Raw genomic sequence first — 26,197 nt, forward strand, 5'->3', positions numbered from 1 at the left:
ATATTTGCGTAATACACTTAGTATAACTTACTTTATAAGTGGAAAGAAGATATGAAATTTGGTTGGTAAGCATGGAAAAGGATTACCTCCAAATAAGAACGAGGTAATCCGAAATCCATTTTGCCCTGTTGTATTGAAATAGTTGTATCGTTGCTTTCGCGCAGAAAAACCGTTGTTGCTGTCGCTACGCTTTCGCACAGAAAAAAACTTTGTTGCTGTCGCTACGCTTTCGCACAGAAAAAACTTGTTGCTGAATGAAGATAAATGATTAGTAATGCTCCCATTGAAATAAAATATCAGAGAAATCCTTTTGGAGGAGCTTTTCTCGGTTAATAAAGAATTTCCCAACGCCACTATCTGCCCACATAATACCGATTTCATCATTAGAGTCGATTTGGAGTAACAATACATCATATCGTTTAAGAAGCTGTGATTCGTGACGGATATCCTCCTCTATAAAATAGGCGTAACCGCCAATTTTAGCTCCAGCCCCTAAGAAGTGTTGTAAATAAATTTCCCGTAAATCAACATCTTCTGATGAAGGAATTAAGTCTGGTAAATAATGTGAGGCTCGATAATCTAAAGCGGAAACAGGTTCTTGAATCGGTTGAAATTGTAATGCTAATTCCTGACGAATAGGGAACTGATCGTCTGCTGCTTGTGCTAAAAACTCCTGACTAGGGGGTGTTGCTTCAAAATTTACGGTAGGATAAAAACGTATTTTATAAAATTGCTGAAAAATATCCTCGTGATAATGATCAGCATTCACGAAAATATTAGATGAAATAAAAAATTGCAGAATACCCTGAGATGGGAAATCTTTTAGAGGTGGCATTTCTGCAAAGTTAATTTGAGCTAATAGCCGCATAGTCTCGCCTGCAATATCTTTCGGATATGTCTGGTAATATGGTAAATAAGGTTCTCCAGCAAATTTACTTTCCGTTAACGTAGTTGATCGCTTATAAGGTGTGATAATCATTGCTGAAATTAGTGTTTCTTCAATTTCAAAACGAAACGATTCTAGCTCTTTTGGAAGAAAAAAATTTGTTGTTTTGTTCATGCAGAGCCCTCCGGTAGTCCGTTCCAATATTCCTTGATGTGTTTTATTATGCTTTGAATTACTATTAAGTTACGGCTTTTTATCAACAAATTATTCAAGTCGTAAAGATTTATTTGATGCTTTAAAAATAAATATTAAACTAATTGAAACGACGGCTATTGCTGCTGAAATATAATAGCCTAAACTAGATTGCATAGTAAATAGCCAAGTAAAGAATAGTGGACCTAGAATGCGTCCTAGATTATCCATCGAATAGGAAAGACCTGCAGCAGTTCCGTATTGACCACCAGATTCTTTAGTTGAAAGAGATACAACGCATGTTCTTGCGAGTGCATTTCCTGCTGTGAAAACACAGAGGGCTAAACCGGCCATAAATAAGTTAGCTGTTAAAGTGAATAAAAGCATACCCATTGCTGTGATAATTTGTGCACCTATTAACCAAGTTGTCTCGCTTCCGTTTTTAATTCGTCTAACCACACCGCCTTGAATAGCTGCATCTACAAAGCCGCTAAACATAAACAAATAACCAATTTGTAATGGTGTAATTTGAATTCGATCAATTTGGAACAACTGGAAAGTCGCTTCCACACCTGCCAGCATAAAAGTCACTAAAAATGAGAACATAAATAAATAGCGCACACGGTACTGCAACATTTTTGTAGCACCCTTTGGCATAATGGCACGTTTATTTGTATCTTTTCGTTTTGTAGGTTCTTTTAAAACGAAACTTGCATAAATAAATAATAGCGCAATTAGTGTTGCTGAAGCGATAAAGGGTAGTTGCAAGCTGTAGTGTCCGAGCATACCACCAATTGCTGGACCAAAAATAAAACCGAGCCCGATGGACATGCCCATGAGACCCATATATTTATTGCGATCCTCATCACTCGACATATCTCCTACAAAGCCTGTTACAGCTGTATATAGTGCTCCCGAGAACAAACCACCCACAACGCGTGAGATGTATAACATTACTAAATTAGTAATAAATAATGAGAAAATAACAAAGCTTAAGCTAAAACCTACAAGACCTATTAATATAAGTTGCTTACGACCTACCTTATCGGACAGCATACCCCAAAGAGGTGCAGTGAAAAAACTGGCGAGCGAATACACTGTAAGTAAGCCACCTACATGTATATTATCCCAATTTTGCTGAACTATAACCTCAGGTAAGACAGGTATAATAATTCCAAATCCAAGGTAGACGAGGAATTGGACAGACATTAATAATAAAATTGCCTTTTTCATACAGTCCCCTGCTTTCATACAATATTTTAGTATGTATATTCTACCTCTCTTATTATTGTTATTACAAGAAAACGGAAGAATAAACAGTTTAAATACTAAAGTAGGGGAGGATATTTTGTTAAGATGTATGAAGGTTTTATATAGCGAAGGCTGGGTGACTTCTTAAGGAAAGCTGTAAAATTGGAGCGAGCGAAGTGGAGGAAAGAGGCTGAACACTGTATAAAAAATGACAAACTGTTAACAATGTAATTATATTGACACCAAAAATGAATGGCGAACTAACGTAAGTAACTAAATGGACTCATTCTATTTTTAATTTTTTGTATCGAATGTCGCATAGAGTATTAAATTATATCTGGGTTATACTACTAGAGGGTATATCGGTATTTTATTTTATTAATGTTTAAATTTTGTTACTTAGTGGTAAATGGTTTAAAAGAGGAAAAATTTACATTGTAACAAAAATGAAAAATTTTAAAGCAAAGTTAAATGGTATGATAGAAAGAGATTAACTCGTCAGACATCATACGCTTGCAAAAATGAAACTTTTTTGGAAATAAAACGTTATATAAATTCGAGGAAAGATTGAGGTGGAATGTATGACAAAAGAAGTAGATTTGAAAAAGATTGTTTCGAATTTATCTAAGTTGGGTGTAACAGCCACTGTAACAAAGTCTCGACTTGAACTTTTAAAAGTGCTCACACCACCAACGCAAACACCGCAAGTTCAAGCTTAACTCGTTTTACAAATAAAAATGGGTAGTCTCTTAATGAGGCTACCCATTTTTTATATCCACAATTAATCGTCATCATCGTGAGTGGTAAACATGTAAGTACGGTAGTGGAAACGCATACTGAAGACAAGACCGATGGCTAGAGCGTTCCCCATCAATGAACTTCCCCCATAACTGATAAACGGTAGAGGAATTCCTGTAATAGGTAATAGCTGAATAGTCATACCGATATTTTCAAGTACATGGAATGTAATCATTGCAATAATACCAGAACATACATATGTTGAGAATGGATCTTTCAATAATAGGGTAGTTTTTGTTAAATGATAGATTAATAAAAAGAATAAACAAATAACGATACTAGCGCCAATAAAACCCCATTCTTCTCCGATAACTGTAAAAATAAAATCGGTATGATTTTCGGCAACGTAAACTTCACGGCCTCGGTAGCCTTTACCGAAAATCTCACCTGAACCAATGGCATTCAAGGAAGTAATTAAATGGTATCCATCACTAGAAGAATATGAATATGGATCTAACCAAGAATAGATTCGAGCAAACTGATATGGTCTTAAGCCGAATGTGTTCTCTAAAAAACTTTGCATATGGAGTGCCATCCATAAAAAAGAACCACCCACTATTGCGCCACCTAAAAAAGTTGGTAAAATAATTTTCCATGATACACCTGCTACAATGACAACAGCAGCCGTAATGGCGAAGAATACTAAGGCTGAACCAAGGTCAGGCTGCTTCAGAATAAGGGCTAAAGGTAATAATAGTGTAGCAATGATTTTACCTAGCAATATGAAATCCGTTTTTATGGATTTAAAAGTATAAACTTCGTGGTGCTTACTAATAAGTCGAGCAAGTGCTAAAATGTAAAAGGTTTTCATAAACTCAGAAGGTTGAATATTTCCAAGTGGTGTATGATACCAGCTTTTTGCACCATTAATTTTTGCACCGATTTGTCCTGGACCTTCTGGCATGAAAATAAGCAGTACTAATAAGAAGATGCCTCCACCGTACATATACCAAGACAATTTTTTATATTGGTCAGGTTCAAAAAACATAACTACTCCAATAATTACTGAGCAAATGACGTACCATCGCAATTGTAAAGGAACATAGTTAACGCCGTACTGACCTGATGTTTGCGCCGACGAAATGGCTAACAAACTTATGACTAGAAAGCAAAGAAGTATAAAAGCGAGCGTCCAGTCAAAACGATTCGCGAAATTTCGTTTATTTTCCATACAAGCCACCTATATCAAAATAGTATCTCTTAATGAGTAAATTTGATTTAAATTAATTCCGATTCAATCTACTACCAAATATATATATGATGAATCCTCAAGAGGCAATATTAAACCGAAAGTAGGGGAGTAATATTTGCTTTTTGTTTAGAAAATTCTCTCAAATATTTGTAAGAAATGAATAGAATTATATTCGTTCTAAATGTGCTCATTCCGAGTAGTTAAAAAACATAAATGCAAAAGCATCTTTAACATTCATATTATAACGTAAAAAACACTTTTACGCCTGTGAATATTGTTATGACGATTATTAACATAAAATGTTTCAAAAAATTCAAGTTTAGTTTTATAATATAGTGAAGAATGGGGTGATGGTTGTGGCTAAAAAATTGAAGTCAGCTGACGATTTTATGTATCATATATATGTTCATATGAATGAGGTCGATAAATTTGTTGTTTTTAGCGGGCTTAAATTCTCGCAATTTGTGGCTGCACTTGAACCACTGCATCACTTACTGTTATTGAAACATTCCTATGAAGATGGTTCCTTTAATATGCATACTCAGTTCGATTATATATCAGAAGAGGAAGTACCTCAGTTTGTAAAAAAAGCTACAGAATCCAAAGAATTATGTTGGATAGACTTTATGGATGAGAAGAGGCTAGACCAACTAACACCGATGGAACAAGGAGAGCTGCTTTACATAAGTCATAAAAAGGAACCGATTAATTCGCCTTTTTTTAATAAATTACAAAATCGATTTGTCTATTATTCTTCAGATTTAGAGAAAATGACTAAAGTTTATTTTCGCCATTTAAGTGATTCCGATTTACTCCTTGCTAATGTTTTGAACAGTTTGATTCGTGAAAAGGAACGTAGCACAGGTTTTTGGCGACGGAAGGTGAAATCGAGTATTCCTGCTATTTCACCGGAATTTTTGCGTGCCTATCGTTCTTTTACTAAAGATGGGGCACTGTTATCATTGTATAGAATTGAAAAGCCTAAAGTAGCTTACGGTATCGAAATTCGCAATCTGTCAGAGTATTCCTATCCGGATGAGGTATGGGATGATTTAAAAAGTACAATTTTGAAAAATGAGCACGATGAATTGATTTATATTATTTAACTTCTTTCAGCGGATAAAAGGATGTTAGCCTAAAATCATCGCATCCATGCGATAACGGCTAACTGTCCTGCGTCACGCAGGCCTAAGCACGAAGCTGATTCCTGACGCAATTATGCCAGGCATAATTGATCTATTCATTTGTACGTAGAATGAATATACACTAAATCTCACCGTCAAAATTACGGTGAGATTTTTAACGTCATTCAGTAATTGTTTTGATGTTTTGCGTAGCGACAGCTACAGATGTTTTATGTAGCGAAAGCAAAGCGGCAGCTACAGATGTTTTATGTAGCGAAAGCAAAGCGTCAGCTACAATTACGGCAAGGCGAAATTGATGTCATTTATAAAGACGTTTCATGATAAACTAATAGTACTCAAGAAGTATGTGGAGGGCACAAAAATGAAAAAAAGAATCGGTTTATTATACGGTGGAAAGTCAGCCGAGCATGAGGTGTCATTATCGACAGCACGTGCAGTCACGGGAGCTTTGAATTTCGAGGAGTATGAAGTATATCCGATTTTCATTACCCTTGAAGGGGAATGGCGCCGAGGTGAGCGTCTAAAAAAACCTGCAAGTACAATTGAAGAATTACAATTTGGTGATAATGCCAATATTTTAGAAAATAACATTACAGATTTTTTAATTGATAAAGATGGTAAATCCGTACAATTTGATGCGATTTTTCCATTGCTTCACGGTACTAATGGTGAAGATGGAACTGTTCAAGGTTTACTTGAGGTTCTAAATCTACCTTATGTAGGAAATGGTGTTTTAGCATCAGCAACTGGCATGGATAAAGTAGTTATGAAACAATTATTTGAAATTGCCGGCTTACCACAAGTTCCATATACGTATTTCATTCGTAGTGAATGGGCTAATGAACAGGAGGCTATCCTCGCTCGTTGCGAAGAAAAACTGGATTGGCCGATGTTTGTGAAACCTGCAAACTTAGGATCAAGTGTTGGAATTAGCAAGGCAACAAATCGCGATGAATTAGTGAAGGCTATCGAAATAGCCTTGCAGTATGATCGTAAAATTGTAATTGAGCAAGGTATAATCGCTCGTGAAATTGAACTTGCTGTGCTAGGAAATGACTTCCCGGAAGTTTCTGTACCTGGTGAAATTAAACCAGTCACTGACTTTTATGATTATGACTCCAAATATAAAGATGGCTCGACAGTCCTTATTATCCCAGCAGAGCTTACTGAGGATACAGTATCTAATTTACAGGAGCTAGCTAAACGTGCGTTCAAAGCTATTGATGGGAGCGGTTTAGTTCGTGCGGACTTTTTTGTGACGGCTGATAATAGCATTTATATTAACGAAGTGAATACAATGCCAGGTTTTACACCTGTAAGTATGTATCCGCTTCTTTGGCAACATACAAATGTAAGTTACCCAGAGCTTATTGATCGTCTGATTACTCTAGCAATTGAGCGTTTTGAAGAAAAACAACAGCTTCACTATAAAAAAGACTGAGTGGGATTATTGTGAAAAAAACATTAAAGCAGTTAGCTACATGGTTAAATGAAGAAGTACCAGCTTTTGGTGACACGGTCGTATCAGGAATTTCCATTGATACTAGAACAATTCAACAAGGGGATTTGTTTGTTCCATTTCGTGGTGAAAAGGCCAATGGTCATAAATTCGTTCTGCAGGCTATTGAAAAAGGAGCAGGAGCTTCTCTTTGGCAGAAGGATGAACCGAATCCACCTCAAGGTGTGCCATTACTCTTTGTAGATGATCCAGAGGTGGCGCTTCAGCAAATGGCACGTGCCTATCGCAGTGAGCATAAGGCGAAGTTTATTGGCATTACTGGTTCAAATGGTAAAACATCGACGAAAGATATTTTAGCAGGAACGCTAACACCATTTTTTAAAGTACAAAAGACAATCGGGAATTTTAATAATGAACTAGGTTTACCTATTACGGTATTACAGCTAGATGAAGATACTGATGTTGCCGTACTTGAAATGGGTATGAGTGGTTTTGGTGAAATTGAGTTTTTAACGAAACTTGCTCGTCCACATATGACAGTGATTACAAACATTGGCGAGGCTCATATGCAAGATTTAGGCTCACGTGCAGGAATCGCTAAAGCCAAATTTGAAATAATCCAGGGAATGCAACCAGATGGAGTGCTGTTTTATGATGGAGATGAACCGCTACTACAAGAGTTAGTTGCGAAAGAGCAACAGTTAAAAGCGGTGGCATTTGGCCTAGAGCATGGCAATCTATTGTATGCAGACAATATTGAAGCAACGGCTGATGGAAGTAGCTTCTCTACACATGGTGTGATAGAAGGAGATTTCTTTATTTCAGTTCTTGGGAAGCATCAAGTGAAAAATACATTAGTCGCGATGTTAATTTCACAACAGCTAGGTTTAAACGATGACCAAATTCGTGCATCCTTAAAACAAGTAACTCTTACGGATATGCGCATGCAGCAAGTGAATGGATCAAATGGGGCATTATTTATTAATGATGCTTACAATGCTGCACCAACTTCTGTAAAGGCGGCTATTCAATTTGTTGCATCGACAACGATTCGCCCAGAAAAATGGCTTGTGCTAGGTGATATGCTTGAACTTGGACCAAATGAAAAGCGTTTCCATGAAGATTTATCGAAGGATATTCATGCAGAAGAAATCGACTATGTATGTTTATTTGGCCCACGAATGGCTTATTTAAATGAAGTTTTAAAAGAGCGATTTGATGAGGACCATTTGTTATATGCAGAGGATGATTATACGCCAATTATCGAAAAACTACAGCAAGCTAACGAGGAGTCTATCGTTTTACTCAAAGGCTCTCGTGGTATGAAGTTAGAAACGATCTTACGTGCATTTACGAAGTGATAAAACAAGGAGTCGGTGGGGCATTCTCTCACCGATTCTTTCTTTCATTTATCGACTTATATGAGTTACACATTTAGAGGTGAAAATAATGTCAGTAGGTGTGTTATGTATACATGGATTTTCAGGAGGACCTTATGAAGTAGAACCTTTTACTACCTATTTACGAACGTATACAAATTGGCTCATTGAAGAACCTACCTTGTCAGGGCATGGAGAAGAATTACAAATGCGTGGTTTCACTGCTAAGCATTGGTTAATGGATGCCGAGCTCGCTTTTCGTGCTCTTGCCAAAAAAGTAGATGAAGTAATAGTAGTTGGATTTTCAATGGGGGGCATTATAGCGCTCTATTTAGCCAAGCGGTATAAAGTGAAAAAGCTCGTATTACTAAGCGCTGCTGCCAAATATGTGAGTCCGAAGCAACTGGTCAAAGATTTTAAAATGCTGGCAACTGAGGCATACCATCGTAATTTGTCTAATAATGAGCTGTTTTTACGATACCGGCATAAGTTTAATCATGTGCCACTATCCGCAACGATAGAATTCATGAAGCTTGTTCGAATGGTGGAGCCGTATTATAAAGATATTAAAATTCCGGTGTATATTGTACAAGGGAAATTAGATGGAATTGTGCCTTATCATACTGCTCGCTTTTTATTTGATCAATTAACTTCAAACGAAAAAACCTTGTATTTATCTGATACTGGCAAGCATCATATTTGTTATGGCGAAGATTGCTCTGAATGGTTTTCTAACGTTTTGTCATTTTTAAAGAGTTCGTAAAGTAGTCAGATTATTACGACTCATGCGTTATCGTTGCATACGTTTTAATCCCATGTTAGACTAGTGTAAGCAATGGATACATTTTGTGCGAAGACTCTTCATATTTGATTGAAGAGTACTTTTTTTTGAACACAACGGTTTTATTCTAAAGTGAATAATTACGACAGAATCAAACCGCTCGGTAAAGACCGGGCTTTCCTTTTCATATAAGAGAGCTCTATGTGACCATCATATAGAGAAAATTTTTAAGTAACGGAAACGTTCCACAACACAGGCTCGAATTTGCCGACAACTTCATCTGAAAATGTAACCATTTGTCAACTTAAAAGCAGAAAAAGGAGATTGAGAAGTTTGACAAATTTTTCAGAATTAAATATTAGCGAATCTACATTACGTTCTGTAAAGCGTATGGGATTTGAAGAAGCAACACCAATCCAAGAAGGTACTATTCGTTTTGCGATTGAAGGCCGTGACGTATTAGGTCAAGCGCAAACAGGTACAGGTAAAACTGCCGCTTTCGGGATTCCACTTATCGAAAAAATTGACCCAAAAAACCCTAACATCCAAGCATTAGTAATTGCTCCAACTCGTGAATTAGCAATTCAAGTTTCTGAAGAACTTTATAAAATTGGTTATGACAAACGTGTGAAATTATTATCAGTTTATGGTGGTCAGGAAATCGGCCGTCAAATTCGTGCGCTAAAAAATAAACCACAAATTATCGTTGGTACACCTGGCCGAATTATAGATCATATCAATCGTCGTACTTTAAAATTAGAAGATGTTCAAACATTAGTGCTTGATGAAGCAGATGAAATGTTAAACATGGGCTTTATTGATGATATTAATTCAATCTTAGAAAACGTCCCATCTGAACGTCAAACATTACTGTTCTCAGCAACAATGCCACCAGCAATTCGTAAAATTGCTGAAACATTTATGCGTGATCCAGAAATCGTAAAAATTAAAGCAAAAGAATTAACAGTTGATAACATCGATCAATATTTTGTGAAGTCTGCTGAGCGTGAAAAGTTCGATATTTTATCTCGTTTATTAAACGTTCACCAACCAGAACTTGCAATCATCTTTGGACGTACAAAACGCCGCGTGGATGAGCTTGCACAAGCGTTATCAATTCGTGGTTACCTTGCTGAAGGGATTCACGGTGATTTAAGCCAAGCAAAACGTATTTCAGTATTACGTCAATTTAAAGAAAATAAAATTGATATTCTTGTGGCAACAGATGTAGCTGCTCGTGGGCTTGATATTTCTGGTGTAACACATGTTTATAACTTCGATATTCCTCAAGATCCTGAGTCTTATGTTCACCGTATTGGTCGTACAGGTCGTGCAGGTAAATCAGGTCTTGCGGTAACGTTTGTAACGCCACGCGAAATGGGTTACTTACGTATCGTAGAAGAAACAACGAAAAAACGTATGACACCACTTCGTCCACCAACAACTGACGAAGCTTTAGTTGGACAACAACGCTTAGCTTTGGAGACACTTGAAGGTCTTATTGCGAACAACGACTTAGGTGATTATCGTACACTTGCTACAGAATTACTTGAAAACCATGATGCAATCGATGTCGTAGCTGCAGCAATTCGTTCATTAACAAAAGAGCCAGATGACTCGCCAGTAACAATTACTGAAGAACGTCCATTACCAATGCGTCGTGAGCGTTCTGGCAATCGTGGCGGAGATCGTGGACGCGGTGGCAACCGTAGCTCTAACGGACGTCGTGATGGCGGACGTGGCGGAGATCGTCGTGGAGGACGTGGCGGAGATCGTCGAGAAGGCGGACGCCGTGATGGAGGTCGCCGTGAAGGTGGACAAGGTCGTTCACGTGCCCCACGTCGTCACGAAGATTAATTTTATCTTCATCAAAATGATAAAACCTTACAGTCAAAGTGGCTGTAAGGTTTTTTTAACTTCTTTTAGCGGATGGCCATATTAAAATACGAAGCGACAGCACGAGAACGCCAAGGTAAAATTGATAAAACTTTGAAACAAAAAGATAATTAGTTACGTATACATAAATAAGGAAAGAGAGGGATCGATTTTGAGATCAGAACCAATTCATAAGATTTCTAGGAAAGGGTTAACAGTGTGGCGTTTATATGGTGTATTGCAAACGATACTTCTTTTGATTATAGCGGCTTTAGTATGCTATGGCACTTATTATTTTGAATGGCCATCATTTATTTATTTCATTGCAGTTGTTGTAGTTATACTTAGTGCTATTCTATCTGCTTATCTATTTCCAAAAGTAAGATGGGAACGCTGGCGCTATGAGGTGCGTGAAAGTGAGATTGAAGTGCAACATGGTTTATTCGTTGTTAAACGTACGCTTATCCCAATGGTGCGTGTACAACATGTTGATACGACGCAAGGACCGATATTAAAAAAATATGGTTTAGGTAATATTTCAATATCAACGGCGGCAACTGTACATACGATTCCAGCCCTTGTAATGGAAGAGGCGGATGGACTTCGTGCACGTATATCGGAATTAGCAAGGGTGGCAGAAGATGATGTCTAAGGAAGTTAATCGATTACACCCAGTATCGGCTGTTATTTCAAGTGCAAAAGCATTAAAAAGTATGATTTTCCCGTTAATTGTTATTATTATAACGAATGGTTTTAACTTCTCGTTTAATTTCCATAGTGATAATTTTTGGAGAACTGTTTTCTTATTCGGTATATGGGGAGTAGGGGCTATACTTGCGCTTGTTAGTGGCATTGTTAAATGGCGTACCTTTGTATATTGGTTTGAAGATGGAGAATTACGTGTAAAATATGGCTTGTTCGTTAAAAAGAAACGTTACATCCCATTTGAACGTATTCAAAGCTTAAATTACAATGAGGGTATTTTTCATCGACTATTTGGCCTAGTAAAGGTTCAAGTTGAAACTGCGGGAAGCAAGGATAGAAAGCCAGAGGTAGAGTTAACGGCAATTAGAAAGGATGCGGCAGATGCAATAGAGCTGGAAATGCGTCACACGAAAAACAAAGCCAATGAGCAGATGAATGATGACCAGATGAGTAATGAACAATCGCTAACCGAGGAAGTATTAGCGCCGATGATTTATCATATGTCGATACGTGATTTACTTATATTAGCCATAACTTCAGGCGGAATTGGGGTCGTTCTGTCTGGGCTAGCAGCAATTATCTCTCAGCTTTCAGATATAATCCCATATGAAGAAATTTTTAATGAGCTAGCTGACTTTGCGAAAATTGGTGCATTTTTAGTTGCACTAATAGTGATATTCAGCCTAATTCTGGCATGGTTTGTGTCATTTATTATTACATTGGTCAATTATTATGATTATACAGTTCGAACTGAAGATGAAAAACTTATTATTACAAAAGGGCTACTGGAGAAAAAACGTATTACTTTACCGTTAAATCGAATTCAGGCGATTCGTATTGTAGAAAATCCATTGCGTCAATTATTTGGCTTTGCAACGGTTGTTGTTGAGAGTGCTGGGGGAAATGGTGGAGAGGGAAATGATAAAAAAATTGCGTTGTTCCCACTTATTCAGAAGCAGGATTGTTTGGAAACGTTAGAGCAGATCTTTCCGGATGTAAATTGGCGACCAGAACTTATTTATTCGCCAAATCGAGCTCGTCCATTTTTTTACCGAATTGATTTCATTTGGCTTGTACCGATAATTGGTGCATGTAGTTATTACTTTTATCCGTACGGACTGCTTTCGCTATTGTTAATTCCATTAACGATATTAATAGGTATTTGGCAACATAAAACAGCTGCTTATATGATAGATGGAAAGCAACTAACTATGCAATATCGTGTGTTCAGTCGTATTACATTTTTTATGGAGAAAAAACGAATTCAATCTATTGGGACTACCCAAACGTATTTCCAAAAAAGAAAGAATGTTATGTCTGTAAAAGCAACGGTAATGTCGGGCATGACTGGTATGACAGGGAATGTGCGAAATTTGGAGCAGCAGGATGCTGAAACTATAGTATCTTGGTACGAACATTGAATGCGAGAAAAAGGCTAGTCCTCACAATTAATGTGGGATTAGCTTTTTTTATGAATCATTTGTTAAAACATTAGAACAACAATATACGAATGAGTGACAAATATCGTGCTACTACGTTTATACTACGCTTTCGCACAAAAATATTGTGTTGATCCAAGTGGCTAATCGCATGCTCTTAGAAAAGTACATAGTCAAAAAGGAAGTTAGGGACACATGGTGATGATAATCCTTTTTTACCTATAAATTTCCAAATATTCTGTTTATAATAAAATTAATCAAACAAAAGGGGGAGTAATAGAAAGCGTAGAGGATGTAGCTACAATGCAACAAAACGTGAATAATAATGGCCTACAAACGGGGGCTATTGGGGAAGTATGTGGGAGTGGCATCATCAAGTGAATTAGGGCATAAATGGACAAGTGTTAATACGGTTTTATTTGGGGATAAAATGAAAAAAGAATATAACACTAGCGTAAAAATAAAAGGAGCAATCCTCGATGAAAGCTTATCATCAGAGAATGGCTCCACTTTGTAACTATTACTTACCCGCCATCTTTTGTTTACGCCAGCTTAAAATTCTTCTTGGGTGTAAGTAGATGAGTCCAAGGAGGAACCCTGTTACTAAACCGCCCAAGTGAGCATAGACATTCACATTCGGCTGTAAAAAAGTCATAATAACACTTATCACAATGATTGGTAAAATAAGCTTTCGAAGCATCGGCATTGTACGGCGTGTGTAGTAGACAAGTGCTCCGAAGGCACCAAATATTCCAAAAACAGCTCCACTTGCACCGAGACTTGCATAGCTACTATCATATAGAAGGTAGGTTGCCATGTCGCCTACAATACCGGACAATAAATAGATTGTAATAAAACGCGCCTTACCTGCAATTTTTTCAAGCTCTGGTCCGAATAAATACAGTGAAAACATATTAAAGAAAACGTGCAAAAAATCAGCGTGTAAAAACATTGCGGAAAAAACACGCCACCATTCACCTGTTTGAACAAGGAAGTTCACTTGGATTCCGTAATTCAGTACTTGGTCACCTATTTCAGGTAAAATAGTTATTACATAAATAATTAAATTAACCGCTATTAATGTTGAAACAATAGGATAATACTTTGTATATTGCTTGAAATTTTCTGTTCTACTAAACATAACTCCACCTCAATTTACAATCATTATACATGGCTTTTTAGAAATAGGAAAAGGAGAAGTTCAAATGATTAAAGGAATTGGTCTCGATATTGTAGAAATTGACCGTATTATTAAAGCAATGGGGAGAACAAATAAATTTAAAGACCGCATTTTATCTGAAAGGGAAAGAGTTTTGTTTGATGCACATACAGAAACTCGTAGAATAGAATTTTTGGCCGGACGATTTGCTGTAAAAGAAGCATTTTCGAAGGCGTTAGGAACTGGTATTGGTGAAGAATGTAAGCTTCATGATGTTGAAGTTTTAAGAGGGGAAGCTGGTAATCCTGTTTTATATTTTAAAGGAGAGCTTGTAAATGGATTTGTAAGCATAACACACTCAAAACAATACGCAGCAGCACAAGTAATATTATTACAATAAAAAATGTAAACAATCTTTCGCCATATAAAGTAAAAGGGCTCATTATTAAAAGTTGCGGAAGGCATTTATTAAAACTATAAGTTGATTTCTGTCCCGGCTGACGCTCTAGGAAAGTGCCTAGTCGGAGCAAAAATCAACTACTCTATCGTGATAGCTATTAAAAAGCAAATAAATTTCTGAGTGAAGATAAATATATTGCCCATGTTCAAATGACATAACTGACAAATACGGTTCATATATTGTCGTAGTGGATTTGAAAGAAGGAAAGGGTGAAAGCGTGGGCAACCGAATAGTTAAATGGCTCGTCTTACTTTGTACGATATTACTTCTATCGGCATGTGGTACAGACTCACAGGAAAAAGTGTTGAAGAAAGTTAATGGGAAATGGGCAGAGACCAATGGTTATGAGTTAAATGCTACGATGGAGATTAAATCTGGTGGGGATCCAAAAAAATATGATGTAACTGTTTGGCATACGAAACCTGATTTCTATCGAGTGGAAGTTGTAGAAAGTGGGAAAGATGTTTCACAAATGATAGTGCGAAATGCAGATGGCGTTTTTGTTGTTACACCTACATTAAACAAAATGTATAAATTCCAAAGTGATTGGCCAAAGAAAAATAGTCAGGCCTATTTAATAGGTGCACTAGCAGAAGATTTAGCTCAAGATAAAAATTTAGTCATGAAAGAAGAGGACAAAGCATATATATTTGAAGCGGCTACTAGAAATAGCTATAAAAATAGTATGCCTCATCAAGTAATAACAGTCGATAAGAAAACAATGCTTCCAACTTCCGTAGTAATTATGAATGATGTAAAAGAAGAGCAAATTCGTATCACATTTAAAAATATTAAATTAGGTGTTCAACATGCGGCTAAAGAGTATGCGGTTGAGCAATTTACAGAAAAAGATGAACCAAAAGGGGAAAACGCTACATCGCCAGAAAAAGATAATAAGGAAGAAAAGGATAAAGGCGATAAAGAGAGCAATAATAATCCGGATGGAAATGATGGGGAACAAGCAGTAAGTGCAGAAGCCGAAAATACAAAGTTCCAAACACATTACCCTGTTGTAAGTTTAGGAAATACAAAGATGGTGGATGAGAAAGTCATGCAAGAGGGTGGCATGGAACGTGTTATCTTAACATTCGACGGTGACAAGCCATTTACTGTTATGCAACAACCAGTTACGAAACAGACTTCAATGTTGCCAGTATCATCGCCTGGTGATCCTGTAGATTTAGGCTTTACAATTGGAGCTATTACAGATACATCTATTAGCTGGGAAAAGGATGGCGTCGAATTCTTTGTAGCATCTAGTAAATTGACTCGCGAAGAAATGGTGCAAGTTGCCACTTCTATGACGATAGGTAGTATGAAATAATTACTCCAGCTACAGCTTTTCTAAATGGAAAGCTGTAGCTTATTAAGAAAAATAGTGCAGTTTTGATGAATATTAACACTGTTTAGAAAGTGTTAAGTCATATATGATAAAAGTTATGTAGAAAATTAGTCTAAAATAGAATAACTTATGGTAAAACTGTAGAGCAAAAGTGATTTAATCAATACATATTGTTTTAATAAAAATATAAAGAGGGTATTCTAATGGAGATACAGCAGTATTTTAGACCAACCAAAGCAATTGTAGACTTACAAGCAATTCAAAAAAACGTAAAAAATTTGAAAAAGCTACTTCAACCTAATGTTCAAATTATAGCTGTCGTAAAAGCAAATGCATACGGTCATGGAGATTTAGCTGTTGCAAAAGCGGCACTCGAGGCAGGGGCAACAATACTTGCTGTGGCAACGCCCGATGAAGCATTACATATTCGAGCGCATTTTGAAGAACCGGACATACTATTATTAGGTGCTTCTCCAATTTCGTTTGTGCCATACGCTGCCAAGCAGCGCATAATTCTTACGGCGTTTGCTAGTGAATGGGTACAGCAAGCTGCTCCGTTCATAGCTAATGAAGTAAACCCTTTACGACTACATATAAAAGTAGATAGTGGAATGGGCAGAATTGGCGTTCGTTCAGAACAAGAATTATTGGAACTATATCAAACAATAAAGAATACAATAAATGTAGAGCTTGATGGGATATTTACACATTTTGCGACTGCAGATGAAGAAGATGCCTCTTACTTCGATAGACAAGTGCAATTTTTTGAGAGATGTGTGTCAGTATTGCCTGAAAAGCCTAGACTTGTTCATGCATCAAATACAGCTACATCATTAGTGAAAGATACACATTTACAATTTGACGCTGTCAGATATGGTATTTCAATGTATGGATTATCACCATCGCCTTATGTAGAAGGTATTTTACCATTTTCGTTACAGCCAGCGTTTTCACTTGAGAGTGAGCTTGTTCATGTAAAACAGTTACAAGCAGGTGATTCAGTAGGCTATGGCGCTACTTTTACGGCACCAGCGGATATGTGGATTGGAACGATACCAATAGGCTATGCTGACGGAGTGATTCGTAAATTAGGCGGACAAGAAGTACTAATTGATGGTCAAAGAATGCAGATTGTCGGACGAATTTGTATGGACCAATGTATGGTTGCCTTGCCAAAAGCATATGCTATAGGTGAGAAAGTAACACTCATTGGTCATCAAGGACAGGATGTTATTTCAATGAATGAATGGGCAGCGAAGCTTGAAACCATTAATTATGAAGTACCATGCATTATTACAGCGAGGGTTCCTAGATTATACATTTAACTCTAAATTAAAATCGGGATCAATCATGCCGAGGCATAAATGATTTTAGGACAAATGAATTTTTTATCGGAGCAACTAAACAACCTGGTGAATAACTACTTACTAATCAATTTGTTAAATTACCGGGTAGATGAGCCAATCATAATTTGTGACATATTGCAAGGTGAATAAATCGGCATTTACCTTCGACAACCTACATATTTTTACAACTTGGACTTTAAATTGTCAGATATTTTGTCATTTCGTGTCTTTTCAACGATATCTTTCAATGGTAGAATGGGTAGTAATGAAAAGTGGATGGTTCCGTTGGAGGTGCTTGCTGTGTACGAGAAAAAGTTAAGAGAAGCTACAATTGCTGTTCAAGACAGACTATTTCTACAAACAAAGGAAGTAATTGAGAGTGAATCTTTTGCGCGTATTTTGTCGCGCAAAGTTTTAATGCAGGAGCAACCAAATCAAATACGGGAAGCTATGATGAAAGGATATGTTGAAATGTCTCATATAAATCTGAGTATTGCAAGTGAATGCTTGCATGCAGAATATGAAGCACAACATACAGTGGAGCGTCTCGTTAGCGGGGGATGACACTTTGAATGTAAAACGTGGTGACGTTTTTTTTGCAGATTTATCGCCGGTAGTTGGGTCCGAGCAAGGGGGCACTAGGCCGGTGCTGATTATTCAAAATGATATTGGAAATCGATTTAGTCCGACTGTCATCATCGCAGCTATTACTGCACAGATTCAGAAAGCAAAATTACCGACGCACGTCGAAATTAATGCTGAAAAGTATGGTTTTGAACGTGACTCGGTTATTCTGCTCGAGCAAGTGCGGACGATTGATAAGTCAAGATTGACGGATCGTATTACACAACTTGACCATGCGTTGATGGAGAAAGTTGATGGTGCATTGATGATTAGTTTAGGGCTTGTTAAATTTTGATATACATATGTGTATAGCGGCATCGAGATGTTTTCATCTCGATGCTTTTTTGTATTGTTCCCCTAAAATACTTATTAAAATCGCTATTCAAAAATGGTGCTTATAAATTTGAGGTATATTCAAGATATAAAATTAGCATCGATTTTTGAAAAAGCATTGAGAGGTTTAAGGAAATATACATAGAATTTCACCTTCATTCAGCAACAAGTGTTTTTCTGTGCGAAAGCGAAGCGACAGCAACAAGTGTTTATCTGTGCGAAAGCGAAGCGGCAGCAACAAGTGTTTATCTGTGCGAAAGCGAAGCGGCAGCAACAAGTGTTTTTCTGTGCGAAAGTAAAACTTCAGCAATAAAATTTTTTCTGTGAAATACAAACTTAGCGACAGCAACCATTTCGCTGAGGTAAAATCTTTAATATAATTAAAATATTTAAAGTATTTAGTTAAGTGGGTCAAAAAAGTGTAAGAGTATAACTCCGAAAGGAATTGGGGGGACAGCAGTGACAATTAAGTCTTCGGTTGAGATTATTACTGAGTGGGATATAGTAGCAGCAAGACAACTGGGGCGTGACGAAGCAAAAGCGCTTGGATTTGACACTGTTGATCAGGCTCGAATCACCACAGCTATAAGCGAACTAGCTAGAAACATATATTTATATGCAAGTATAGGTGTCATTGAAATTGAAAAATTTGAGTCAGACACAGAGAAAAAAATAATTGTTATTGCAACGGATCAAGGACCAGGAATAGAGGATGTTCGGAAAGTGATGGAGGATGGTTACTCTACTTCAGGGGGGCTAGGTGCAGGTTTACCAGGCGTTAATCGATTGATGGACAGTATGAATATTCAATCGGTTATTGGTGAAGGAACAATGATAAGAGCTGAAAAATGGCTGCGTTAGGATGTGGAGTTGTTGGATCGATTAGAATCTCAATATAAAAAGATTTTGTCAGATTATATGACTGATCAAACTGAAAAGAATTTGTATATTGCTCAAAATTTCACTCGTCAGTTAATCCAAAATAATATATCTCCAGAGGATGTTGTAAGTATTCATAAAAACGCAGTTGAAAAGCTTTTTCCACGTAGAATGAGTGAAGAACAGCTTGCATATGATTTTCTTATCGAAGTGATGGTGCATTATGGAATGGCTCATAGGGAGCACCAAAGCTTATTACAAAAACAGGCTGAGTATGAGATAGAAATGAAAATTGCTACAAGTATCCAGAGTACATTACTTAAAACAGAGGTACCACAACTTTTAAATATCGATATAGGAATGATATCTATTCCAATCCGGAAAATGAATGGGGATTATGTCCATTTTTTATATAATCGAGATGATTATTTGAGTGTAGCTGTGACAGATGTGGTAGGTAAAGGTGTTCCAGCCGCATTATGCATGTCTATGGTAAAATATGGTTTAGAAGCATTGGATTATGCATATAGAGATCCTTCATATGTATTAGAGGTCATTAATCGAGTAATTGAAAAGAGTGTAGACGACAGTATGTTTGTGTCTATGTTCTACGGTTGTTTGGATTTGCGAAAAAGCACTTTTTCTTATGCTTCTGCAGGTCACGAGCCAGCTCTTCATTACAGTGCTATGCGTGATCAATTTATCCCTTTGGAATCAACGGGATTATTATTAGGGGTGTTGCCAGAAACGAAATATTCTTATAACGAAATTACTTTGGAAGAAAACGACATCGTAATCATGATGACGGATGGTGTTACTGAATTCAGATTGCAGGATGAATTGAATGCACGAGAGGTCATTACATCATTAATATTTGAAAATAAATACTTGTCAGCCCAAGAATTATGTAATCTTCTTTATAAGCAAATTGAAAAAATGCAGGATTTTAAACTATCAGATGATTTTACAATTGCAATTATAAAAAAATAGTTTTTTAGGTTTGACTTTTAATAATTACGGGAATAGAAAATTAGTCTAACAAATTGGTGGAGGTATGCTGTATGGACATGGCGATACACTTTAAAGAACTTGATAATAAACTATACGGATTTGTAGAGGGTGAAATAGATACTTTTACTGCTTCAGGACTCAGGGAAGAATTAGAGGCAGTGAAAATTACTGAGGGATTAGAAATAGTACTAAATTTATCAAAAGTTAATTATATGGATAGTACAGGGCTAGGTATCTTTGTAGCCTTTTATAAAAGAACGCTACGCGAAAATGGTAAAGTTAAATTAGTTGGTTTATCGAATAGATTACAAAGGTTGTTTGAAATTACTGGTTTAAGCGATTTAATGGATATTGAGACTGATAAAAAGGTGGAATTACGAAAATGAAGGAATTTGATTATATTGAGATAAGGGTTCCTGCAAAACCGCAATTTGTCAGTGTGATTCGATTGACGGTTTCTGGCTTAGCTAGTCGAGTTGGATTTAATTACGATGATATTGAAGATTTAAAAATTGCTGCAAGTGAAGCGGTAACAAATGTTGTACATCATGCATATAAGGACGAAGAAGAGGGAGAAATCGTCATTGGATGCGCTTTGTATGAAAATAAACTAGAAATGATGATTGCAGATTACGGTAATAGTTTTAATTTTGAGGAGATAAAATCGAAAATCGGTCCGTATCATCCTGAAGAGAGTATTGCAGGTCTTCGCGAAGGTGGTTTAGGGCTTTATTTAATGGAAACTTTGATGGATGAGGTGATGATAAATAACGATGGTGGCGTAACTGTTTTCATGACTAAGTATGTCGCTAGAGAGCAGGTGGAGAAAAATGTCGAAAGAATCACTACCTAAATCTTCGTCTAAGGAAGATATACTAAGGTGGATTGCACTGTACCAATCAACGGAAGATGATGAAGCTCAAACAAATTTAGTGATTCATTATCGATATTTAGTAGAATCCATTGCACGTAAATATTCGAATGGTAAATCTAGTTATGATGATATTACTCAAGTAGGTATGCTGGGGTTGCTAGGTGCAATAAGACGTTTTAATCCTGATGTTGGTCGAAGTTTTGAAGCATTTGCTGTTCCAACGATTGTTGGAGAAATTAAGCGCTTTTTACGTGATAAGACTTGGGATGTTCATGTGCCAAGACGGATAAAAGAATTAGGACCACGAATTAAAACAACAGTTGAAGCGTTGACAGTTGAGTTGCAACGTTCTCCGTCTATTAAGGAAATTGCGGATCAATTAGAAGTAGAAGAAGAAGAAGTGTTAGAGGCTATGGAGATGAGCCGTAGTTACCATGCTCTTTCTATGGATCATTCAATAGAGTCGGATTCTGACGGTAGTACAGTAACGTTATTTGATATTATGGGTAAAGAAGATGACGGCTATGAAATGACGAATAAAAGAATGGTTGTTTCTGAAGCAATGAGTATTTTAGATGAGAGAGAAAGACAAATCATTCAGCTTACATATTTAGAGCAACTCACTCAAAAAGAAGTTGGGGAACGATTAGGGGTTTCTCAAATGCATGTATCTAGAATACAAAGGAAGGCAATAAAAAAATTACAAGAAGCTATCTTAGTAAGAGATGGTGTCTCACTTTAAAAAATTTTAGCGAGAGGGGCTTTCTTGTTGTTGTTGCAAATACAAGCGATAGCAAGAGCTTTGCAGGAAGTGCTAGCGAAAACAGTCTCTTCGTATTGAATAAAATAGTTTACTCTTCTGTTAGAGTAGACTATTTTTTTGCATTTTTAGTAAAGTGTAATGGTAAAATGAAAAGAAAAAAGGTAGTGATGATGTGGAACAAAAGCAAATGTTACAGCTCATTGCAAAGGATGTAGCTGTTAAGCCGGGTCAAGCTGAGGCTGTTATTAAATTATTAGAAGAAGGAAATACCGTGCCGTTCATTGCACGTTACCGAAAAGAAGCTACTGGGTCCCTTGATGAAGTGCAGATTAAAGCTGTGGAGGATCGATATCACTACATACAGCAGCTTGAGCAACGCAAAGAAGAGGTTATACGATTAATTCAGGAACAAGATAAACTAACGCCTGAATTAGAAAAAGCGATTCAAGCAGCAACTGTTTTACAACGTGTAGAGGATTTATATAGACCGTATAAACAAAAACGCCGAACAAAGGCGACAATAGCTAAAGAGAAAGGGTTAGAACCTCTTGCAGATCTTCTATTAGAGTATCGTAATGATGCTTTAGAGAAATTAGCAATGCCCTTCGTAGATGAGGAGAAAGTTGCTAATGTAGAGGATGCATTAGCTGGGGCGCGGGATATTTTGGCAGAGCGCTTTGCTGATGACGCGGCAATCCGTGAAAAAATTCGTACGTATTCATGGAAAGATGGAGTACTCGCTACGAGTGTGAAGGATGCAGATGCAGACGAAAAAAACGTGTTTGAAATGTATTATGAATATGAAGAACCTGTAAATCGTATTGTCCCACACCGTATTTTAGCTGTAAATCGTGGTGAGAAAGAAGAAATCTTAAAAGTAGCAATTCAAGTACCTATAGATCGAGTATTGATGATTATGTGGAAGGAGTGGATTCCGGCTACAGGTTCCTCTCCAGCAATTCCAGAAGTAAAGCTAGCGATCGAGGATTCGTACAAGCGTCTAATTCAGCCTTCTATAGAACGAGAGTTACGAAATGAATTAACAGAAAAAGCAGAGATGCAGGCTATTCATATTTTCTCTGAGAACTTACGTAATCTATTATTACAGCCTCCAATGAAAGGGAAGTATGTATTAGGAGTTGATCCAGCGTACCGTACAGGCTGTAAGCTAGCTGTTGTAGATGAAACTGGGAAAATGCTTGAGGTTACAGCCATTTATCCACATCCACCAAAACCAGATGTAGGAAAATCAAAAGCAGTTGTGAAAGAAATTTTAGCAAAATACCCAATTACTATAATTGCTATTGGTAATGGTACTGCCTCACGCGAAACAGAACAATTTATAGCTGATGTATTGAATGAACTTGAAACAGATATTGCCTATGTGATCGTCAATGAAGCGGGAGCTTCTGTTTATTCAGCATCCGAAGTTGCCCGTACAGAGTTTCCGGATTTACAGGTAGAACAGCGTAGTGCCGTTTCTATTGCACGCCGCTTGCAAGATCCGCTGTCGGAGTTAGTGAAAATTGAGCCAAAAGCTGTTGGGGTAGGCCAATATCAGCATGATGTCTCTCAAAAGAAATTGAATGAGTCCTTAACATTTATAGTAGAGACGGCTGTAAACCAAGTTGGTGTTGATGTTAATACAGCCTCAGCTTCTTTACTACAATACGTTTCTGGATTATCTAAAACGGTTGCGGAGAATATCGTGAAGGTGCGAGAGGAAAATGGACAATTTACTACTCGTGCTCAACTAAAGAAAATTCCACGACTTGGTGCCAAAACGTATGAACAAGCAATAGGTTTCTTACGTGTGCCAGGAGCCAAAAATGCATTCGATGCTACGGGCATTCACCCTGAAAGCTATAGTGTAGCAGAGCAGATTTTAGAGGTTGTACAAATTGATAAAAAAGAGCTAGGGACGCAAAAGGCCGAGGAAGCCATTGCAAAACTAGATCAAGAAAAATTAAGTGGCATTTTAGATGTTGGAGTAATCACAATAAAGGATATTGTGGATACATTAATGAAGCCAAGCCGCGATCCACGTGATGCATTCCCTCAGCCTTTACTGAAAACAGATGTATTGAAAATGGAAGATTTACAAGTTGGGATGGAATTACAAGGTACAGTGAGAAATGTAGTTGATTTCGGAGCATTTGTAGATATTGGAGTGAAGCAGGACGGGCTTGTGCATATTTCTAAATTACAAAAAAAACGTATTAAACATCCATTAGAGGTTGTTGCACTCGGTGATATTGTGACGGTTTGGGTAGAACAAATAGATGTCAATAAAGGGCGCATATCATTAACGATGCTGCCTCCTAAAGATCAAACTATCGAAGCGTAATTAAGTGAAACTATAATCAGCGAGGATTCTTTCATCCTCGCTGATTATTAGTCTTCACCAATCGGGCTATTACGGGCAGTTAATCTCCCACCAAAATTTCTAGCCCTTGCTATGTTTGTACTTAATGCCAGGATGAAATACTGCCCGTTATAGCGGGATAAAATTTACCACACTGTCTATACTATACAGTGTGGTATTCTTGTTGTTAGAGGTGATATAGATATGAACAATGAGGAACTTCAACATCTTGTTAGTCGAATATCATTAGATAGTTTCCAGAAGCCGTTTATGCATCGAGCATATTTTAATTCAAGGTTACGTTCAACAGGTGGACGTTATCTTTTACAATCGCATAATATTGAAGTTAACCCAAAAGCATATGAATTGTATGGTATTAGTGAAGTAGAAGGGATAGTTCGACACGAATTATGTCATTATCATTTACATTTGGAAGGCAAAGGGTATCAGCATCGAGATAAAGATTTTCGAGAGCTATTAGTAAAAGTGAATGCTCCTCGTTTTTGTGCAGTATTACAAGTCCCTAAGACAGCTTCCAAAAAACAACGTCGACTGTATACATATACATGTGTAAAATGCCAACAATCTTATGTAAGAAAAATTAGAATGAATGTGGAGAAATACTGCTGTAGCAAGTGTTTAGGGCGTTTGAAACTAATAGAATAAAAAAAATAATAAAAAAGGGTTGACGTTTACTGCAGATGTCCCTATAATAGTAAAAGTCGACAAGATAACGACGACAAAACATGTGAATTATTCCGAAGTAGCTCAGTTGGTAGTAGCACCTGACTGTTAATCAGGTTGTCGCAGGTTCGAGTCCTGCCTTCGGAGCCATGGCCCCTTGGTCAAGTGGTTAAGACACCGCCCTTTCACGGCGGTAACACGGGTTCGAATCCCGTAGGGGTCATTTCATTATTTTAATTCATGAAAATATAGTAACATTGGTCCCGTGGTGTAGCGGTTAACATGCCTGCCTGTCACGCAGGAGATCGCCGGTTCGATCCCGGTCGGGACCGCCACTTATTGGGGTATAGCCAAGCGGTAAGGCAACGGATTTTGATTCCGTCATGCCTAGGTTCGAATCCTAGTACCCCAGCCATTCATTTCTTAATACGAGCCATTAGCTCAGTTGGTAGAGCATCTGACTTTTAATCAGAGGGTCGAAGGTTCGAGTCCTTCATGGCTCATCTCTTTAAGAAAAAAAGTTGACTTTTCAGATTATCGTAGTACAATGAGAAAGTTACTAATCGAATGCGGTCGTGGCGGAACGGCAGACGCGCTAGGTTGAGGGCCTAGTGGGGGCAACCCCGTGGAGGTTCAAGTCCTCTCGGCCGCACCAAGTCAATTTATTAAACATATGCGCCCGTAGCTCAATTGGATAGAGCGTCTGACTACGGATCAGAAGGTTATGGGTTCGACTCCTGTCGGGCGCGCCATTTTAAATAAATATTATTCATATCGCGGGTGTAGTTTAATGGTAAAACCTCAGCCTTCCAAGCTGATGTCGTGAGTTCGATTCTCATCACCCGCTCCAAAAAAACTTATTGACATTCATATTTTTGTATAGTATGATGTAGAAGTTGTCGCTTAGAGGCGACGTTATGAACCTTGAAAACTGAACAAGCAAAACGTAATCAATAAAGTTTTTAGTAGCTAACCTTGAGTTGGTGAACGAAACAAAATTTTGGACATCAAACATGATGCCAGCAAAACAATTTGAGCTTATCAAATTTCTTTTTATGGAGAGTTTGATCCTGGCTCAGGACGAACGCTGGCGGCGTGCCTAATACATGCAAGTCGAGCGAACAGATAAGGAGCTTGCTCCTTTGACGTTAGCGGCGGACGGGTGAGTAACACGTGGGCAACCTACCTTATAGTTTGGGATAACTCCGGGAAACCGGGGCTAATACCGAATAATCTATTTCACTTCATGGTGAAA

At 37.4% G+C, this 26,197-nt stretch carries 25 protein-coding genes, 8 tRNA genes and 1 rRNA gene; 30 read left to right on the plus strand and 4 right to left on the minus strand.

The features are described from left to right. Positions 1-268: 268 nt before the first annotated feature. Together ACVYAD_RS22655 and ACVYAD_RS22660 are read right to left on the minus strand one after the other, a co-directional pair. Positions 269-1,060 (minus strand): YwqG family protein, encoded by a 792-nt coding sequence (locus tag ACVYAD_RS22655; protein WP_349661719.1) that lies wholly within the window; start codon positions 1,058-1,060, stop codon positions 269-271. A gap of 90 nt (positions 1,061-1,150) precedes the next feature. Next, complete coding sequence (locus ACVYAD_RS22660; RefSeq protein WP_476428033.1) at positions 1,151-2,311, minus strand: MFS transporter; 1,161 nt, start codon at positions 2,309-2,311, stop codon at positions 1,151-1,153. Between the two features lie 599 nt (positions 2,312-2,910). Here ACVYAD_RS22660 and ACVYAD_RS22665 point away from each other — a divergent pair. Beyond that, entirely contained in the window at positions 2,911-3,048 is a 138-nt protein-coding gene (locus tag ACVYAD_RS22665) for an Lmo0850 family protein (RefSeq protein WP_004232019.1), read from the plus strand. 62 nt (positions 3,049-3,110) lie between these two features. Here ACVYAD_RS22665 and ACVYAD_RS22670 read toward each other — a convergent pair whose 3' ends face one another. Then, a complete protein-coding gene (locus ACVYAD_RS22670) occupies positions 3,111-4,298 on the minus strand; it encodes an FtsW/RodA/SpoVE family cell cycle protein (RefSeq protein ID WP_349661717.1) in 1,188 nt (395 codons plus the stop codon). A 371-nt stretch (positions 4,299-4,669) separates the two neighbouring features. Between ACVYAD_RS22670 and ACVYAD_RS22675 the strand changes: the two genes are divergently transcribed. From ACVYAD_RS22675 to ACVYAD_RS22710, 8 genes are all read left to right on the plus strand, one after another. Next, a complete protein-coding gene (locus tag ACVYAD_RS22675; RefSeq protein WP_476428034.1) occupies positions 4,670-5,425 on the plus strand; it encodes a hypothetical protein in 756 nt (251 codons plus the stop codon). Between the two features lie 400 nt (positions 5,426-5,825). Then, complete coding sequence (locus ACVYAD_RS22680; protein WP_349661716.1) at positions 5,826-6,905, plus strand: D-alanine--D-alanine ligase; 1,080 nt, start codon at positions 5,826-5,828, stop codon at positions 6,903-6,905. An 11-nt stretch (positions 6,906-6,916) separates the two neighbouring features. After that, positions 6,917-8,284, plus strand: coding sequence for a UDP-N-acetylmuramoyl-tripeptide--D-alanyl-D-alanine ligase (locus tag ACVYAD_RS22685; RefSeq protein ID WP_476428035.1), 1,368 nt, complete (start codon positions 6,917-6,919; stop codon positions 8,282-8,284). Positions 8,285-8,372: 88 nt separating this feature from the next. Then, the gene (locus ACVYAD_RS22690) at positions 8,373-9,065 is read left to right on the plus strand and encodes an alpha/beta hydrolase (RefSeq protein WP_349661714.1); all 693 of its coding nucleotides are present in this window, start codon (positions 8,373-8,375) and stop codon (positions 9,063-9,065) included. 351 nt (positions 9,066-9,416) lie between these two features. Continuing rightward, positions 9,417-10,940 (plus strand): degradosome RNA helicase CshA, encoded by a 1,524-nt coding sequence (cshA, locus tag ACVYAD_RS22695; protein ID WP_476428036.1) that lies wholly within the window; start codon positions 9,417-9,419, stop codon positions 10,938-10,940. Between the two features lie 190 nt (positions 10,941-11,130). Beyond that, positions 11,131-11,610, plus strand: coding sequence for a PH domain-containing protein (locus ACVYAD_RS22700; protein ID WP_386831323.1), 480 nt, complete (start codon positions 11,131-11,133; stop codon positions 11,608-11,610). Beyond that, positions 11,603-13,084, plus strand: coding sequence for a PH domain-containing protein (locus ACVYAD_RS22705; RefSeq protein ID WP_476428039.1), 1,482 nt, complete (start codon positions 11,603-11,605; stop codon positions 13,082-13,084). Before ACVYAD_RS22700 ends, ACVYAD_RS22705 begins: the two co-directional genes overlap by 8 nt. Positions 13,085-13,466: 382 nt before the next feature. Next, positions 13,467-13,619, plus strand: a complete 153-nt coding sequence (locus ACVYAD_RS22710) for a hypothetical protein (protein WP_386831325.1) — start codon at positions 13,467-13,469, stop codon at positions 13,617-13,619. 3 nt (positions 13,620-13,622) lie between these two features. Here the strand turns inward: ACVYAD_RS22710 and ACVYAD_RS22715 are convergent, their stop codons facing one another. Further along, complete coding sequence (locus tag ACVYAD_RS22715) at positions 13,623-14,243, minus strand: rhomboid family intramembrane serine protease (protein WP_349661710.1); 621 nt, start codon at positions 14,241-14,243, stop codon at positions 13,623-13,625. 64 nt (positions 14,244-14,307) lie between these two features. Here ACVYAD_RS22715 and acpS point away from each other — a divergent pair, with 64 nt between their 5' ends. From acpS to ACVYAD_RS22820, 21 genes are all read left to right on the plus strand, one after another. Then, the gene (gene acpS / locus ACVYAD_RS22720; protein ID WP_079562539.1) at positions 14,308-14,661 is read left to right on the plus strand and encodes a holo-ACP synthase; all 354 of its coding nucleotides are present in this window, start codon (positions 14,308-14,310) and stop codon (positions 14,659-14,661) included. Positions 14,662-14,938: 277 nt separating this feature from the next. Continuing rightward, positions 14,939-16,045: a LolA family protein gene (locus ACVYAD_RS22725; RefSeq protein WP_349661746.1), complete on the plus strand. Its 1,107-nt coding sequence runs from the start codon at positions 14,939-14,941 to the stop codon at positions 16,043-16,045. Positions 16,046-16,266: 221 nt separating this feature from the next. Beyond that, a complete protein-coding gene (gene alr, locus ACVYAD_RS22730) occupies positions 16,267-17,388 on the plus strand; it encodes an alanine racemase (protein ID WP_476428037.1) in 1,122 nt (373 codons plus the stop codon). 321 nt (positions 17,389-17,709) lie between these two features. After that, positions 17,710-17,973, plus strand: coding sequence for a hypothetical protein (locus ACVYAD_RS22735; RefSeq protein WP_049663444.1), 264 nt, complete (start codon positions 17,710-17,712; stop codon positions 17,971-17,973). 4 nt (positions 17,974-17,977) lie between these two features. Next, a complete protein-coding gene (locus ACVYAD_RS22740) occupies positions 17,978-18,328 on the plus strand; it encodes a type II toxin-antitoxin system PemK/MazF family toxin (protein WP_049663446.1) in 351 nt (116 codons plus the stop codon). A gap of 497 nt (positions 18,329-18,825) precedes the next feature. Then, positions 18,826-19,227: an anti-sigma regulatory factor gene (locus tag ACVYAD_RS22745; RefSeq protein ID WP_349661708.1), complete on the plus strand. Its 402-nt coding sequence runs from the start codon at positions 18,826-18,828 to the stop codon at positions 19,225-19,227. A gap of 12 nt (positions 19,228-19,239) precedes the next feature. Beyond that, positions 19,240-20,235 carry a PP2C family protein-serine/threonine phosphatase gene (locus ACVYAD_RS22750; RefSeq protein WP_349661707.1) on the plus strand — a complete coding sequence of 332 codons (996 nt, stop codon included), beginning with the start codon at positions 19,240-19,242 and terminating at the stop codon, positions 20,233-20,235. 71 nt (positions 20,236-20,306) lie between these two features. After that, a complete protein-coding gene (locus ACVYAD_RS22755) occupies positions 20,307-20,642 on the plus strand; it encodes an STAS domain-containing protein (protein ID WP_079562544.1) in 336 nt (111 codons plus the stop codon). Next, the gene (rsbW, locus tag ACVYAD_RS22760) at positions 20,639-21,109 is read left to right on the plus strand and encodes an anti-sigma B factor RsbW (protein WP_079562545.1); all 471 of its coding nucleotides are present in this window, start codon (positions 20,639-20,641) and stop codon (positions 21,107-21,109) included. The genes ACVYAD_RS22755 and rsbW overlap by 4 nt, the downstream gene beginning before the upstream one ends. Then, positions 21,087-21,872, plus strand: a complete 786-nt coding sequence (sigB, locus tag ACVYAD_RS22765; protein WP_349661706.1) for an RNA polymerase sigma factor SigB — start codon at positions 21,087-21,089, stop codon at positions 21,870-21,872. Before rsbW ends, sigB begins: the two co-directional genes overlap by 23 nt. A 193-nt stretch (positions 21,873-22,065) precedes the next feature. After that, positions 22,066-24,240 (plus strand): Tex family protein, encoded by a 2,175-nt coding sequence (locus ACVYAD_RS22770; protein WP_476428038.1) that lies wholly within the window; start codon positions 22,066-22,068, stop codon positions 24,238-24,240. Positions 24,241-24,462: 222 nt separating this feature from the next. After that, positions 24,463-24,924 (plus strand): SprT family protein, encoded by a 462-nt coding sequence (locus tag ACVYAD_RS22775; protein ID WP_349661704.1) that lies wholly within the window; start codon positions 24,463-24,465, stop codon positions 24,922-24,924. Positions 24,925-25,015: 91 nt separating this feature from the next. After that, a tRNA-Asn gene (locus tag ACVYAD_RS22780) sits at positions 25,016-25,092 on the plus strand. Position 25,093: 1 nt separating this feature from the next. After that, a tRNA-Glu gene (locus tag ACVYAD_RS22785) sits at positions 25,094-25,165 on the plus strand. Positions 25,166-25,201: 36 nt separating this feature from the next. Beyond that, positions 25,202-25,277: transfer RNA gene (locus ACVYAD_RS22790), tRNA-Asp, on the plus strand. Positions 25,278-25,282: 5 nt separating this feature from the next. Continuing rightward, positions 25,283-25,357: transfer RNA gene (locus ACVYAD_RS22795), tRNA-Gln, on the plus strand. Between the two features lie 15 nt (positions 25,358-25,372). Continuing rightward, positions 25,373-25,445: transfer RNA gene (locus ACVYAD_RS22800), tRNA-Lys, on the plus strand. Between the two features lie 66 nt (positions 25,446-25,511). Continuing rightward, a tRNA-Leu gene (locus ACVYAD_RS22805) sits at positions 25,512-25,597 on the plus strand. 20 nt (positions 25,598-25,617) lie between these two features. Next, a tRNA-Arg gene (locus ACVYAD_RS22810) sits at positions 25,618-25,694 on the plus strand. A 24-nt stretch (positions 25,695-25,718) separates the two neighbouring features. Further along, a tRNA-Gly gene (locus ACVYAD_RS22815) sits at positions 25,719-25,792 on the plus strand. 202 nt (positions 25,793-25,994) lie between these two features. Beyond that, positions 25,995-26,197: ribosomal RNA gene (locus tag ACVYAD_RS22820) — 16S ribosomal RNA — on the plus strand; the annotation flags it as partial.

This window comes from Lysinibacillus sp. G1-3, from assembly GCF_056322905.1.